Here is a 15,199-nt window from a genome sequence, read left to right as displayed (position 1 = left end):
AGGCAACAGGAGGTGTTTATTTGGGTTTTTTTGATAATCATGGATTAAGCTTTAGGCAAAAAAAAGCCTTAGAAAGTGAACGGACGACCGATCTTTTAGGAATTGAAAAGGCACAAGAAGAAGCTAAAATTCCAGAGGTTGAAGGAGAAAAGGAAATTGAGCGATCCCTTCGCTATGGATTAGAAGCAGCTCCATCTATTGGTGATCGAACTATTTCAACTTTCACACGTGAACCACGACCTGCATTCGCTGGTATCCCCACTTTTTTACGTTCTCCATTTTTAGAAGACGTCCGACGTGTTGGTGAGTATGATGTAGCTTTTATTGGTGTGCCGTTCGATATTGGTACAACATATCGCGCAGGGGCAAGATTCGGCCCAGAAGCCATTCGTAGAATTTCCAAATTGTATACATCATACAGTTACGAATATCAAGTGGATTTAAAAGAGTCATTAAAGATGTGTGATGTCGGTGATGTATTTACCATTGCCAATATTGAAAAAAGCTTTGACCAAATTTATAAAGCAGTATCTCATGTTTTCGCACAAGGAACACTCCCAGTAATGCTTGGTGGAGACCATGCTATTGGTTATCCATGTTTACGTGCAATTGCTGATAATGTAGATGGAAAAGTCGGGATCATTCATATGGATCGTCATCTTGATCTACAAGAAAAAGATATGGATGAACGAATGCACACTACACCATGGTTCCATGCCACTAATATTCCAAATGCCCCACCTGAAAATCTTGTTCAAGTTGGAATAGGCGGATGGCAAGTTCCACGTGAAGCAGTTAAAAATGTTCGCAAGTTTAATACCACGGTCATCACAATGGGAGATATAGAAAAACATGGTATCGATCGAATAGCGGATATTGCATTGGAAAAAGCTTGGAAGGGGGCTAAAGCTGTCTATCTAAGTGTCGATATCGATTCATTTGATAGCGGTTTTGTACCTGGTACCGGATGGCCAGAGCCAGGTGGATTCCTACCTAGAGAAGGAATTCAATTTGTAAGTCGAGTAGCAAGTGAAGGAATCTGTGGAATGGAATTAGTGGAAGTATCTCCACCATATGATGTTAGTGATCAAACTGCACTACTAGGAACAAGAGTAATTTCTGATGTTCTTGCAGCTATGGTAAAAGCGGGAAAACTAGGTAAAAAGTTCACATAAAAATGATGGAGTCCCAACTTCGATGGGACTCCATGTCATTGTTAATTACTTTTTCAAACTGCTTGTTGCTTTTTCTAGTATTCATAATTGATGTAGAATGCGCAGTAATAACAACGTGATTTCCGCTACGGGCAGTTGCTTTCCGCAGCGATATAAATACACCAACTATCGTTTCATGTTACTGTGCATTTTACATTAGTAACGACATGATCCACTATAAACAGGTTAGACAGGGGGAAAGCTTAATGAATGCAATTGAAATGAATAAGGTAACTTTTCGTTATGATAATGGTATAGAAGCGCTAAAAGATATAACGTTAACAATACCCATTGGAGTTAAAGTAGCGCTGCTTGGACCAAATGGCGCCGGAAAGTCGACCCTCTTACATCACCTAAACGGATTAAAAGTACCAAACGAAGGAACCATTTCTATTTTAGGAAATATGGTAACGAAAAAAAATGCACATTTTATTAGAGAGCAGGTTGGATTGGTTTTCCAAGATCCAGATGACCAGGTATTTTCCGGTACCGTTTGGGATGACGTCGCTTTTGGACCACGTAATTTACATATGTCAGAGGAAGATATTAATGAAATGTGTACAGTCGCATTAGGCAATGTAGGAATGCTAGAATACAAGGACAGAGCACCTTATCATTTAAGTTATGGACAAAAAAAACGAGTTGCCATTGCAGGAATTCTTGCAATGCGTCCAGATATAGTTATTTTAGATGAGCCAATGGCATTCTTGGATCCAGCTGGTCAAGATGAGATTGCTGGCTTGTTGCAAGGACTGCATTATATGGGGAAAACCATATTATTATCCACACATGATGTGAATTTTGCTGCCTCTTGGGCTGATATGGTTGTCCTACTCAAGGATGGAAAAATATTAGCCGTAGGGGATAATCAATTGCTAGCGGATGAAAAATATATTCGCGAAGCAAACCTTCACTTACCTATTATTGCTAGAACGTTTAAAATGGTTCCAGAGTTTTCATCTAATAAACTTCCAATAAATGAGCAAGAAGCTTTTCGATTACTTTTTAAGCAACTCAATGAAAAAGATAAGTATGAATATTAGCAACCAACTTTCGTAGCGATACCTTATATAAAGCTACGAAAGTTGATTTATCCATTTTCTCCATTTTGTTCATTTTGCATTTGTTGGTTCTCCATATTGTTTTGCATCTCATCGGTATTTAGATCGTTAAACATCACAGGACCATTCTCAGCCAGCAACTCCTGTAATTCCTCCGCATCACTCCATGAGGTTAGCCCAACTAGCAATGCCCCAGATAAATCTTCCACATGTAAGTCTTGAATTTTATAATTTACATTTTCAACTTTAATCGCTTTTTTATTTTCTAGCTCTTCTTTAATCTGCTTATTTTCCTCTTCCAGTTGATTCAGTTTGTTATAAATTTTTTCCAAATGCTCAACGATGTTATACGGCTGTTGCACTTCTTCAGCTTTCTGCTTTGGTTCATTATTTTGTTCCTGTTTTTGTATATTAGGCATTAAAAAGTAAGGGCTTTGAAAATACGTTCCTTGAAAGGGGAATGGATGATATCGATATTGTGGATAATAATGCGGTTGATTCTTACTCATTCACTTACACTCCTAACTAAAAAAATACTATCCTAATACCTATTAATCCTTATTGGGGAGGGGAAAGTCTGGAACAAGCGGTTTTATTTCTTCTTCTTCCATTTCTTGATCCTCAAAATGCGATTTAGGAAGTTGGATTTTGCTAGACTGATTTTTAGCAAATAATACTTTTCCTACATTTAATGATCCTAATGTACTTATGGTATTTACTCTTATACCTCTAATATTTATTTGCATATTCATATCACATCAGCCTTTCTTATAACTGCTTCTGCACTTGATCATTTATATCGGAATCATTAGCATAATTCACATTATTAAATTGCAATGGACTATTGTTTGCATCTCCACTATGCCAATATCCTACATTAACTTTCAAATTGGCTTGATGTCCCGTATGCCATGTATTACCAAAATTCACGGAACCATTACTAACAACATTATTAATGCGGATTCCAAAAATATTATTCGTATGACTACTCATACCTAGCCTCCTTATATCTATGGACGACTATATTTAATTAATTAAAGGGGGATTTCCCCCCCCATTAATACTATATTATATTAGACCTGTGCCTGTGCTTGATCCGTAACATCTGGATCATTAGATATATTGGAGTTATTAAACTGTAATGGACTAAAATTAGCATCTCCAGGCTGCCAATACCCCGTATTCTGCTTCATATTTGCTTGATGCCCTTTATGTGCGGCATTTCCATAGTTTATGGAAGAATTACTAGTAGCAGAATTAATTCTTATTGCGAATATATTATTAATGTGTGTAGGAACCATAAGCACCACCTTGCTTTGCTGTAATACATTATTCTATTCATGACTCAAATAAACTGTGAAGGCATTGTACATAACATAAATTTATTCCGCAAGTTACTGGCTGCCCGATTCGTTCAGAGGCCTCTAGGTCATACCTTTGCGATACTAACAATCAGTGGGGATGAAGGGAAACCCCACTGATTAAAGATTCACTTTATTATTTTAGACAAACCCTATGAATAGCATTAGAGCCTATCCGTGAATACATATATACAGAATAACAAGGAGGGATAAGATTGACTTACTATTACCAACCAGGAGTTCCTATGTATTACGGAAATCAAGGCATTCCCTACACAAATGTTCCATATCAAGGATGGTCTCAATTTCCACAGCAACAGAAAGTTAAAGGTGGCAACAAAAACAAAGGCAATGTATGTGCATATGCACCAGACCAACCAGTAACCTATAATAAATTAAACATTTTACATTGGCCGTCAGACGATTACAAAAAGCCCCATCCAAAAGGCTTTTCGCATACGTTGCATACACAACAAACGCTAGGGCAATATGTTCCACATCGTTAAATCGAAAGTACTCGTACACCACCTATAAAATGCTTCACAGGTGGTGTACGTATACTATCACATAAACACTCAACGAGCATTATTTACACACCCCACTCATATTCATGTAAAAAACATAATATATTTAGTTGTATTGATCTTTAAATGTGAGGAGGGATGCTTTTGCATGTAACGGATGGTGTATTAAATATTTCGATTGCAGCAACTACTACGATAGCGGCTGTTGGTGTACTCACTTATTCCCTTAAAGGAATAAAAGAAGAGGAAATCCCTAAAATCAGCTTACTATCTGGTGCATTTTTTGTTGCATCCTTAATCAATATTCCAATTGGTCCTACCTCTATCCACCCCTTATTAGGTGGATTTCTCGGATTAATTCTCGGCCGACGAGCTCCTTTAGCTGTATTCGTAGGTTTAATACTCCAAGCCCTATTATTTCAACATGGAGGAATCAGTACATTTGGTGCTAATTTTCTGCTAATGTCATTACCAGCCCTTTTGGTCCATTCGTTCTTTACATATGTAAAGAAAATACCAATCTTTTGGAAAGGTTTTATTGGAGGATTCATTGCCATCTGTATTGGAGTTTTATTATTAATTACACTCCTTTTATTATCCAATGAACGTTACGGGAATGGAGCTTTCTCTGTTATTCAAATTGTTTTAATGGCTTATTTCCCCCTAGCATTGCTTGAAGGCGTATTAACCGGATTTGCTGTTAAGCATCTTTATGCAATGAGACCTAGTTTATTTAAACATACCTCCATGGAAACAGGAGGTTCAAAAACATGAACAAATCATATAGTTCCATATTAATACTGCTATTCTCCGTAGTTGTATACCTAATTACAACCCCACAAACAATATTTGCCCATAAAATGATAATCGATCATGCAGAAGATGGTCTTATATTTGTACACTATGACAATGGATCACCTGCAAAGATGGCTGAAGTTACTTTGTATGATAAAAACGGGAATGCTCTCATAGAGAAAAAACAAGTAGATGAAAATGGCTACCTAGAGTATGATAAGCAATTACAAGTACATAGAATGATAGCGGATGATGGGTTAGGACACCGTGCTGCCTCGTTACGTAATGAAGCCCAGGAGGAAACGATCCCTAAGTTGATTAAGGTATTACTTGGATTATCTATTTTGAGCTTTATAGCTTCTATATTCTATTTCCGTACCAAAAGAAAATAAGTGTTAAGAGGTGTAACATGAGAAAATCTTTTGTTATTTTTTTGATCGTGGTATGCTCCCTATTTATATACTTACCACAAGTATCTGCGCACGAATTGTTTATTCAAGTTGATGAGTTTGAAGATAGTGGAGAGTTGAGAGTCGACATCTTATGGGGACATATTAGAGACTATGTTAGTGAATCAAGCCCTACCGACTATCAACTATTTGTACGTTATCCAGACGGAGCGGTAGAACAATTGAACCTAGAAGAAGCAGGTGTTTATTCTAGAGCTTATGTCCCAATTAAAAAAGAGGGTACGTACACATTTTGGGCTCTTCGGGAAAAGAGTACATATACCCCTGAGGATGAAGATGTTACACAATTAAGTAATCATATGGCAAAAATTGTACATCATGTCGGAAACGAAAATACGAACACCGAAGAGGCAGTTAATATGGAATTTGAGATTGTTCCAAGCACCGATATATCTGATTTTTCAACTGGTTCCTTCTCTGGAAATATTTTGTTAGATAACTCTGCTGTTAGTGAGGCTACAGTTATCGCATATGGACCCAAACATGAGATTTTAGAGACTACAACGGATGAAAAAGGTAGCTTTCAGTTTGAGTTGGAGTCAGAAGGTAAATGGCTCATTAGAGCAAATCTAATCGAGGAAGAATCTGGTTCAATAAACGGTGAGGATTATGATGTGATAAGCAATACATCTACATTTTTACTTGATACATCTAGTGACGAAAATGAACAACCCCAAACAAGTAATTGGTCCCTTGTAGCTATGCTTGTGATAGGCCTATTAATTGGTTCTGCTATAACCTTAGTTTTTCTAAGAAAGAAATTGAATTAAGGTGGTTACCATGGAAAATGCATCCAAAGAAGGAAGGTTTTCCGCAATTCCAAATGGGGCTACTTCTTGGGAGGCTAGATCTAAACTTATTGCAGCTATTTGCTATATATTTGGGGTCATCAGTCTAGAAACTCCTTCTATGTTATTACTTACTTATATTCTAGTAGTTATATTTTTTCTATTTATAAGAATATCATTTTCACTGTTACTAAAACGATATTTAATCATAACACCTTTTCTGTTACTTATGACCGTCCCCCTGTTATGGCAATACAGCACAGACCATGCACTATTTGCCCTTGCTATTATCATAAAAGCTTTCACTTCAATGACGGTAATTACAATTGTACTAGAAACCCAATCACTAGATGACTTAATGAATAGTTTAGTTGGATTAAAAATGCCCCCGGTTTTAGTCACCATCTTAATTTTATCGTATCGATACGTATTTTTATTTTTGGATGATATTGACAAGATGCTTACCGCTGCAAAATCGCGTTTTTTTTCAGGAGGTTTACGGATTGCTAGTTTAAAAATATATGGTCATTTGATTGCGTCACTCCTTACAAAAGCAATTCAACGTTCTGATAAAATGTATGAAGCTATGGCCTCACGAGGCTTCACAGGGAAATTAACCTTTCAGAATGTGCAAAAGATCGGTCATCTAGATCTTATTAAGACTTCCTGTACGATTATATTAATTCTATGTTTCATCGTTGTAGAAAAAAGCATACTTAACTAAGAGATTTTTTCTTAATAGATTATTTATCTATTTTATCCCGTATATAACAGGCGTAAGCCCCCCCACGGATTGAAGATTCACTTTACGAGTCATGAAAGAACCCCCTCCTTCATACATATAAATCAACTAGATTAGAATGGAGGTTCCAAATATGGAGGAGGCTTTAACCATCACCGAAGAAGATATAAAAAGATACTATGAGCTGAACAAACAAAAGAAAGATATTGAGCAGGAAATGAATTATTTGAAGAAAAAGTTTCATGAACTCTTGGATGACTCATTTGGCAAGGAGAGTAAAGGAGAAATACAGCGAGGGAACTATAAACTACAAAGGCAAATTCGTTCTTCCGTCCGTTACGATGATGATCACACCATTGAAAAATTGGAAGAGTTAAATTTGAACGATTTCATTGTCGAAGTAAGACGCCCAGATACAGAAAAGCTTGAATCAGCAATTAAGCTAGGATTAGTAGAAGAAAAGGATTTTACAGATTGTAAGAAATCCAAGATCACACAAACTATTGTCGTAAAAGAGACCTTTTCAAAGAGTAGTTAAGAATACTCCGCAAACATAAATGGAAGGGGGATAAAATCCCCCCTTACTTTAGATCCTTAACGATGCGAACTCGCTTGATTGTCCTACCTTCCACACCTAAAATCGAAAATATCAAACCATCTCGTTCGAGAACCTCGCCTTCTTCAGGAAAATAATTAAATTCTTTTAATAAGTATGCCGCCAAAACATCCTCTTCTTCCGGTATATCAGTATGAAGCAGTGAATTTAAACGATGTAATGTGATTTTTCCGTTACATATTATTTCCGTTTCAGTTAACTTTTCAATTAAAGATTCTCCTGCAAGATCTGTCTCGTCTTCAATCTCTAGTCCAATCATCGCTTCAATAATATCTTCCTGTGTTAAAATCCCTTCTGTTCCTCCATATTCATCCAAAACAATTGCCATATGCTTCTTTTCCTGCATCATTTTACGAAAAACTAGCTCAATGGAATGAAATTCGTATACAATTAATGGGTTCTTGTCAATAAAATGTTCAAGGGATTTATTCGGTTCTGTAGACCATATAATAAGAAATTTAGAATGAAAAACTCCAACGATACTATCTAAGTCATCCTCATAAACAGGATATCTTGTAAATGGATGACGAATGACTATATCTCGTACTTCCTCGTATGTTGCTTGCAGTGGAAGTGCGATAACATCTACTCGTGGTGTTTTTAACGCATCATTTACATTTAAATTATAAAAATCGAGAACCCCTTTAATACGATGAGACTCTTCCTCTTTAAAAGTTCCCTCTGTTCCTGCAATGTCTACCATGGCACGTAGTTCTTCCTTGGAGATGGTATTATTCTCTTCTTCTCCTCTCGATAATAACCGAACGATTAGTCCTGTCATACCATTTAACAAAATCGTAAGTGGTTTAAAAAGGAAAATCAAAAAACGAATAACCGGATAGATCAAATAAGCAATTCGATCAGGAAATGCTGCTGCAATCGATTTGGGAATTACCTCAGCGAAAATTATAATAACAATGGTTAACAGGGCTGATGCGACAGCTACATTTACTCCATAATCAATGGCCACCATTGTTACAAGAGTAGGTAATAATATATTAGCAATATTATTACCAATCAAAATCGTGGTAATAAACTCATCTGGTCTTGAAACAATAGTTAATAATTTTTCTGATTTTGTATCATTATTATTTGCCCTTGTTTGTAATCTCATTTTATTTGTAGCGGTTAACGCAGTTTCACTACCAGAAAAGAAAAGAGATACGAATAATAAAATGATAATAGCAATAATCACACGAAGAAGCTCCTTCCTTAGAATGGAAACTTATTACTTGGTTATTTTCCCCGCTAATTTTGTTCCTATGTTAACAAGTATGCAAAGTTAATTATAAAAACATGCAAACACTTTTGTGGCATTTCCTAACAGAATCTTTGAATGACCAAAATACATTCAGAGATACTAATGTATAATCGATTTTTAAAGGGAGTGATCCGCGTGACAGCTATTGAACGTTACGAGCTTAGGAAAGTAGATGATGGATACACATTAGTAGTCTATTTAGATCCAGGCTTATCGGAATTTTCGGATGAACTAGGCCGAATATCTAATGATCGTGAAGTGTACAGCAAGCAATTTTTAAGGTTTGCGAAGGAGAAATTTCCAAACGTTAAAATAAAATATGTGAAGATTATGGTAGGGACTTTACTAGTCTCTTCTCTTTTTCTAGGAGATGATACAACTGCTTCCGCCCAAGCTACTTCCACTATCGAGCAACCTCTTGCAGTATATACCGTAAAGAGTGGTGACAGCTTATCTGTTATAGCAAGAGATCATCATGTAACCGTAGATGCCATTAAGGAAGTCAATCAGTTGTCTTCAGACCGAATATTTGTAGGTCAAGAGTTAAAATTACCTTATGTGACGTATACCGTTGTGTCTGGTGATAATTTATTCCGCATAGCCAAAAGCCACACAACTACGGTCGATGCAATTAAATCATTTAATAACTTAAAAACAGATACTGTTTTTGTTGGACAACAGTTACGCATTCCTGTTACAACAACACAAGCAGCGGAGGAAAATACTGTAACAGAAACTCCTGAACCAGATATAGATGAACCTATACAACCACCACAGCAGGTTGAAGAGATTACCGCTACTTATACCGTGCAGGCTGGGGATACGTTATATAGTATTGCGAGAAAATTTGATACAACCGTCGACACCATTAAATCGCTTAACAAGCTTACATCAAACACCATATCTATTGGACAACATTTAATTGTTTCACAACAGAAAACAATTACCGAACCGGATCCTGTAGAAGAAACTTCTTCTCCTGAAGAAGAGACTACGATGACGTATACCGTTGTAGCAGGAGATTCACTTTCAGTTATTGCTAAACGATTTAATACGACTGTTGGTGAAATCCAGAGCATAAATAACCTAACTTCTGATCGAATTTTTGTTGGCCAACAGCTACAAATTCCAAAGCAGACTACGGAAAGCGAACCAGAAACGATGATTCCTATCGCTCCGATCCTACCTTCACTCGAGGCAGTTCATGGAGCTAACCAAGCATCCTATCCTATTGTTGGAAGTGCAGAACCCAATATGGATATCGTTATTTCCGTTTATGATAAGTCTAACAAAGAGGTTAAGGAAAGAATTCGTAGTGATGATTCTGGAAACTTTACTGCCACCATGGATCTGTCGTCACTATCTGACGGAAGCTTATCCGTTATCACACATGCAGTAAATCAACATGGTCAAACAAGTGATAAACATGAAACATCTCTTCTAAAAGAAACGGCAATAGAAATACCTGAATTGGAAGCAAATGAAATAATAAATCAAGAAACCTCCGATTCATTTTCCATTACTGGAACCGGCAAGCCTAATGCAACCGTATTCATTACCGCTATAGATGAAACAGGAACAGAAAAAACAGTTGAAACGAATGTTGGTGAAAATGGAGTTTTCTCATTAACTATGAATGTAAATGAGTTGTCCGACGGTACACTAACTATTCGAGCCTCACAAAGAGATACCTATGGGAACATTAGTCAATATTTTATTCGTTATGTAGAAAAGGACACCCTAGCACCTGATGCTCCAAGTATCGAAAGTGAAGCATATATTAATAACCAAAACCAAGAAGCCTATTTAATCACTGGCAATGCCGAGAGCAATACCGATATCCATGCAATTATTCGGAACGAAGAAAATAAACGTGTTGAAATTACAGGTAAGACAGATGAAAATGGACACTATTCCATCCCCGTAAATGTATCCGACTTTCAGGATGGGGAATTACATGTTGAAGTTCAGTCAATAGACCTTGTAGGAAATAGTAGTAGTAATGCACATTCAACCATTATCAAAAATACCGATACGCCTGAATTATCTATTAGTGAATTACCAATTATCTTCAGTGAAAATGGAGAAAGCTACACGATTGATGGGGTTGTTGATGACTATTCCACTATTGAAATCACCTTAACAGATGGAGTTACTACGCTTAGGGGAACAACAACATCGGATGATCGAGGAAACTTTCGGTTACCTATGGATATCAGATCCTTAGAAGATGGCAATATTACCATTATTGTTCAAGCAACGAATACATTCGGAAATAAAAGTGAAAAGCAATCCCATGTTGTAATGAAAGACACCGTCGCTCCTCAAGAAGCAACCATCGATATGCCTAATTTTGTAAATAATACGAATCAACACGACTTCCTCATCCAAGGAGAAACGGCTGAAGATGCAGTAACCGTGTTTCTAAGAGTTACTGATGGTGAAACAAGTGTTACTAGTGAGGCAATAGCAACAGATAGAATTTTTCAAGTTGGTTTAGATTTAAGCAATTTAAACGATGGACTACTTACCATGGAAATTACTCAAGTTGACCGTGCAGGTAACACCAGTTCAACAAAAACCATTTTATTGGAAAAGGATATTGAAATTAATACTCCAACTGTTTTGCGTAGTGGTTATGCAATTGCAGGTGATTCGGTTGTATTTAATATGGTTGGCAGCGCAGAACCAACCTCTCAATTAACGGTGGAAATCGCCGATATGGATGGAAATACCGTTAGAACTGTCTCACACGTAGTAAATGAAAAAGGAATTTTTAATCTGGATATTTCAATGGAAGGACTAGATCTTAATAGCACGTATTACTTTTATGTAAGTCAATCTGATCAGGTTGGAAATATTAGTGAAGTGATTACCCCTAATGCATTATTTTACACCGTTCAAGCTGGTGATACTTTATCGGCAATTGCTAAAAGATACAATACAACGATTGATGCGATTCGTGCTATTAATAATCTTTCTGGAGATATAATCTATGTTAATCAGCAAATTCGCCTTCCTGTAACAGCTAGCACAACCCTAAGTCTTGGCTACATGTATTTTGGAGATATCAAAAACTATACGAACAACGTATTGGCTACAGAACGATCCTTTAACACGGTCTCACCTAGCTATTTTGACATTAATAAAGATGGCACCTTAAAATTAACCTATCAAGTTGACCGCACATTTATTGAAAACATGCATAAACAAGGCATTCGTGTTGTACCATTTTTAAGTAATCATTGGGACCGTGAAGTCGGAAGAGCGATGCTAAACAATCGTGAAGTTGCTGCCAGGCAAATTGCGGATGCTATTATGAGATATAACTTAGATGGAGTAAATGTTGATATTGAAAATATCACCCATGAAGATCGCGAAAAATTTACAGACTTCATTCGTATGCTACGCGAATTATTACCTGCTTCTAAGGAAGTTTCGGTAGCCGTTGCAGCAAATCCTAACGGTTGGAATATTGGCTGGCATGGAGCCTATGACTATAACGCGTTAGCTAAACACGCAGATTATTTAATGATGATGACATATGACGAAAGTTATCCTGGATCAGAACCGGGATCCGTTGCAAGTATTGGTTGGGTAGAAAGGTCGATTCAATACGCAATTGGACAAGGTGTACCAAAACATAAAATTGTTTTTGGCTTAGCTCAATATGGTCGCTACTGGAAAGAGGGTGACGCTGTAGGGGGACAAGGAATATCGAATTTTCAAGTTCGCGAAATGCTTGAAAAATTTGAGCATACGGTAACTTTCGATGAAACCTCTCAAAGTGCAAAGGCAGTAGTTACGATAAAAGAAGATGATCCCAAGATGTACATGATGGGAAGCGCACTAACTCCGGGTACGTATACGGTATGGTTTGAAAATGAGCAATCCTATCAATCCAAAATTGCTCTCGTCGAAAAATACGGAATAAAAGGGGTTGGGCATTGGAGTATCGGACAAGAGGATCGCTCTATATGGAGTTCTTATCCAACATGGTTCTCTACAAAAGACTCTACAACAGAGGTTTCAACAGATGATCCTATAGCCGAAGCCGAACCATCACTAGAAGAAGCAACCTACACTGTTAAATCTGGTGATAGTCTTTGGCGAATAGCTGTTCATAACAACATTACCGTCGATCAGCTCAAAGAGGCAAATAGATTAACAACGGATACCATTTTTGTTGGACAAGTATTAAAAATCCCATCTACTTAAAAATGTATGTTTCGCCTCCTAAAAGGAAACAGTATAGCTAAAGACTTTATACACAGGAGGAGAAATCTCATGGAAGATACTACTCAATTTGTAGAAAAGTTTAATGAACGTAAAAGAAAAGATGAACAAAATCGAAGAAGACAAGCAAATGGAAATAAAGCAAAACGATTACCAAATAAGCGTCATTAACATGGAGAGCCATGATTTGATTCATGGCTTTTATTCTTACTTAAACCCTTGGTTTATTAACCATAATTTCCCCTGGATAGGAACGTCTTACACGTGCAAAATTATAAATAAGACGTTGTTAAAAGGAGAGGAAAAAATGGATAAACAGCGTGCACAAGAAATAATCAATTCTCCGACTATGATCAATGTCTCTTATCATGGAATTCCAGTTTATTTACAAGAAGTACCATTGAATGGTGGGAAAGCAAGAGTATTTCCACTTGACGAATTGCATAATGAACAAGAAGTGGATCTTAATGGATTATTTGAAGAAGGACCCTACTAAATTTTGGAGGGATAACAATGCAAAAGCTTCGTGCGGAAGAGATTGCACAATCTCCAGATATGAAAAATGTAATTTATAACGGTAAACCAGTTTATATACAACACGTGAATAACAATAACGAAACTGCAAGGGTATTTCTTTTAGATAATCCCGAACAAGAATTTGATGCGCAGTTGTCTAGACTATTTGAAAAGTAATAAAACCTCCCATAGCGGAGGTTTTATTTTCTATAAATGCTTAGTACTTTTAATTGGTTTTAATTATACTTCTTCCCATCTGCCCAAGGGCATAGTGGATACCATGCTGCAATGAATGAAAGCAATCAAAGTCGGATAAATTAACCCCAAGTTGCACCATAACTCTACTTAATTTAGGGGAAATACCTACAAGAATGGTCTTTATTCCAAGTAACGAAATCGATGAACCTAATCGCTCAATCAAACTAACCGTATGATTATTTATGTTTTCGTCTAATCCGGTTAAATCAAGGAGTAAATAATCCGCTTTATATGGTGGCAAATTATTCAATGTTTTTTCAAGAAGCTCTTCTGAACGCTTCTCTTCATATTTACCAAGTAATGGAATGACAACGATACCTTCTAATACTGGAATAATAGGTGAAGAAAGTTTAGTTATCAGAGCCTCTAATTCTCTCGTCTTATCCTCAACTAGAGCTTCTAATTTCATAATTTCATCTAATTCTTTTTCTCTAGCTAAGCGATGAATATTGTCTGTTACAGTTATATCTGAAGGCTCATAATGAACTACAGTAGAATTATAACCTTCAATCTGGTAATGTTCTACATCATACCAAATATTTGTTTCGAATAAGGCTGTAAAAATACCCGCGAAATGAGCTGGTATTAAAATTCCACTTCGTTCTCCTCCTTTTTCACTATAGATTTTATGCTCCCAGCTATCCTTTAGATGTACAGTTACCTTTTTTTCCTGCATGTCTAAATAATGTATATTAAACTTGCCCCATCCTGCAGCAGCATATGTATTCGTGACTAATTCCGCTGCTTCAGTAACGGTTACTTCTTTCATTTTTTGAAAATATTCTCCGACTACAAACCCTTGTCTAAATCCCGTTGTCTCCAAAACCAAATTTGAAGCATCTTCACCAGAAATCTCTTCTATTGTATCAATTAAGGTCCCCATTGCACTTTCAATCCAGAAAAGCACTGCATCATCGTTTTCGAATTGAAGACGTCCTTTATCTAAATTCCAATGAAAATCAAGTTCTCCAATCGAAAATTGTGATTGTTTATTGCTCATGCTACAACACCTCTCTATTACAAAAAGTTCTGCCTATTTTATCTTAATTATTCCAAAATTATAGTTAAATTGCACGGATATTGATGTTTAAAAGGTGCTGTTTATTAAAAAGCCAAAATCCAGCATGAAAAAAGAAAACAATCGCATATACATACTCAATTGTCAGGCTGTCGAAAAACCCTCGACAGCCTGTTTTTTATTTAGAATACTTTAACAATTCACCGCGTTAATTTGTTATAATATAAGTAACAATATAAGGCGGTGGTAACTGTGTTTCATACTAGAAATAATACTCAAAATGAAGTGGAATTTGTAAGTATAGAAGACTTAGTACCCCAAGATCATTTACTTCGTAAG

The 15,199-nt window shown here is 36.5% G+C and carries 18 protein-coding genes; 12 read left to right on the top strand and 6 right to left on the bottom strand.

Features of this window, described 5'->3' with window-relative positions; genetic code table 11:
* Window positions 1-20 precede the first annotated feature (20 nt).
* Window positions 21-1,175: an agmatinase family protein gene (locus GMD78_RS09220; protein WP_155668544.1), complete on the top strand. Its 1,155-nt coding sequence runs from the start codon at window positions 21-23 to the stop codon at window positions 1,173-1,175.
* Between the two features lie 245 nt (window positions 1,176-1,420).
* Window positions 1,421-2,257, top strand: a complete 837-nt coding sequence (locus tag GMD78_RS09215; protein ID WP_155668543.1) for an ATP-binding cassette domain-containing protein — start codon at window positions 1,421-1,423, stop codon at window positions 2,255-2,257.
* 47 nt (window positions 2,258-2,304) lie between these two features.
* On the opposite strand, the gene gerPC is transcribed toward GMD78_RS09215, so the two are convergent.
* The 4 genes from gerPC to GMD78_RS09195 all read right to left on the bottom strand — a co-directional run bounded on the left by gerPC (window position 2,305) and on the right by GMD78_RS09195 (window position 3,576).
* Window positions 2,305-2,784 (bottom strand): spore germination protein GerPC, encoded by a 480-nt coding sequence (gerPC, locus tag GMD78_RS09210; RefSeq protein WP_155668542.1) that lies wholly within the window; start codon window positions 2,782-2,784, stop codon window positions 2,305-2,307.
* Window positions 2,785-2,826: 42 nt separating this feature from the next.
* Entirely contained in the window at window positions 2,827-3,027 is a 201-nt protein-coding gene (locus GMD78_RS09205; protein WP_196493766.1) for a hypothetical protein, read from the bottom strand.
* 16 nt (window positions 3,028-3,043) lie between these two features.
* Window positions 3,044-3,268 (bottom strand): spore germination protein, encoded by a 225-nt coding sequence (locus tag GMD78_RS09200; protein ID WP_155668540.1) that lies wholly within the window; start codon window positions 3,266-3,268, stop codon window positions 3,044-3,046.
* An 80-nt stretch (window positions 3,269-3,348) separates the two neighbouring features.
* Window positions 3,349-3,576 (bottom strand): spore germination protein, encoded by a 228-nt coding sequence (locus GMD78_RS09195; protein WP_155668539.1) that lies wholly within the window; start codon window positions 3,574-3,576, stop codon window positions 3,349-3,351.
* 275 nt (window positions 3,577-3,851) lie between these two features.
* Between GMD78_RS09195 and GMD78_RS09190 the strand changes: the two genes are divergently transcribed.
* The 6 genes from GMD78_RS09190 (at window position 3,852) to GMD78_RS09165 (ending at window position 7,493) form a co-directional block, all read left to right on the top strand.
* On the top strand, window positions 3,852-4,142 hold the full coding sequence (locus GMD78_RS09190; protein ID WP_155668538.1) for a hypothetical protein: 291 nt from the start codon (window positions 3,852-3,854) through the stop codon (window positions 4,140-4,142).
* Between the two features lie 162 nt (window positions 4,143-4,304).
* A complete protein-coding gene (locus GMD78_RS09185; RefSeq protein ID WP_343042220.1) occupies window positions 4,305-4,934 on the top strand; it encodes a CbiM family transporter in 630 nt (209 codons plus the stop codon).
* The gene (locus GMD78_RS09180; protein WP_155668536.1) at window positions 4,931-5,347 is read left to right on the top strand and encodes a hypothetical protein; all 417 of its coding nucleotides are present in this window, start codon (window positions 4,931-4,933) and stop codon (window positions 5,345-5,347) included. The genes GMD78_RS09185 and GMD78_RS09180 overlap by 4 nt, the downstream gene beginning before the upstream one ends.
* A 17-nt stretch (window positions 5,348-5,364) precedes the next feature.
* Window positions 5,365-6,195 (top strand): DUF4198 domain-containing protein, encoded by an 831-nt coding sequence (locus tag GMD78_RS09175; protein ID WP_155668535.1) that lies wholly within the window; start codon window positions 5,365-5,367, stop codon window positions 6,193-6,195.
* A 10-nt stretch (window positions 6,196-6,205) separates the two neighbouring features.
* On the top strand, window positions 6,206-6,937 hold the full coding sequence (locus tag GMD78_RS09170; protein ID WP_155668534.1) for an energy-coupling factor transporter transmembrane component T family protein: 732 nt from the start codon (window positions 6,206-6,208) through the stop codon (window positions 6,935-6,937).
* Between the two features lie 151 nt (window positions 6,938-7,088).
* The gene (locus GMD78_RS09165; RefSeq protein WP_155668533.1) at window positions 7,089-7,493 is read left to right on the top strand and encodes a hypothetical protein; all 405 of its coding nucleotides are present in this window, start codon (window positions 7,089-7,091) and stop codon (window positions 7,491-7,493) included.
* Window positions 7,494-7,536: 43 nt separating this feature from the next.
* Here GMD78_RS09165 and GMD78_RS09160 read toward each other — a convergent pair whose 3' ends face one another.
* Complete coding sequence (locus GMD78_RS09160) at window positions 7,537-8,766, bottom strand: hemolysin family protein (protein ID WP_343042219.1); 1,230 nt, start codon at window positions 8,764-8,766, stop codon at window positions 7,537-7,539.
* A gap of 201 nt (window positions 8,767-8,967) precedes the next feature.
* Between GMD78_RS09160 and GMD78_RS09155 the strand changes: the two genes are divergently transcribed.
* The 4 genes from GMD78_RS09155 (at window position 8,968) to GMD78_RS09140 (ending at window position 13,761) form a co-directional block, all read left to right on the top strand.
* Window positions 8,968-13,050, top strand: coding sequence for a LysM peptidoglycan-binding domain-containing protein (locus GMD78_RS09155; protein ID WP_196493765.1), 4,083 nt, complete (start codon window positions 8,968-8,970; stop codon window positions 13,048-13,050).
* A gap of 69 nt (window positions 13,051-13,119) precedes the next feature.
* Window positions 13,120-13,239, top strand: coding sequence for a DUF4023 family protein (locus GMD78_RS09150; RefSeq protein WP_155668531.1), 120 nt, complete (start codon window positions 13,120-13,122; stop codon window positions 13,237-13,239).
* A 136-nt stretch (window positions 13,240-13,375) separates the two neighbouring features.
* Window positions 13,376-13,564: an H-type small acid-soluble spore protein gene (locus GMD78_RS09145; RefSeq protein ID WP_155668530.1), complete on the top strand. Its 189-nt coding sequence runs from the start codon at window positions 13,376-13,378 to the stop codon at window positions 13,562-13,564.
* A gap of 17 nt (window positions 13,565-13,581) precedes the next feature.
* Window positions 13,582-13,761: an H-type small acid-soluble spore protein gene (locus GMD78_RS09140; RefSeq protein ID WP_155668529.1), complete on the top strand. Its 180-nt coding sequence runs from the start codon at window positions 13,582-13,584 to the stop codon at window positions 13,759-13,761.
* 49 nt (window positions 13,762-13,810) lie between these two features.
* Here GMD78_RS09140 and GMD78_RS09135 read toward each other — a convergent pair whose 3' ends face one another.
* Window positions 13,811-14,842, bottom strand: coding sequence for an STAS domain-containing protein (locus tag GMD78_RS09135; protein ID WP_155668528.1), 1,032 nt, complete (start codon window positions 14,840-14,842; stop codon window positions 13,811-13,813).
* Window positions 14,843-15,199 lie beyond the last annotated feature (357 nt).

The organism is Ornithinibacillus caprae, assembly GCF_009728145.1.
Lineage (GTDB): Bacteria > Bacillota > Bacilli > Bacillales > Amphibacillaceae > Ornithinibacillus > Ornithinibacillus caprae.
This window is presented reverse-complemented; position numbering and strand designations above follow the sequence as displayed.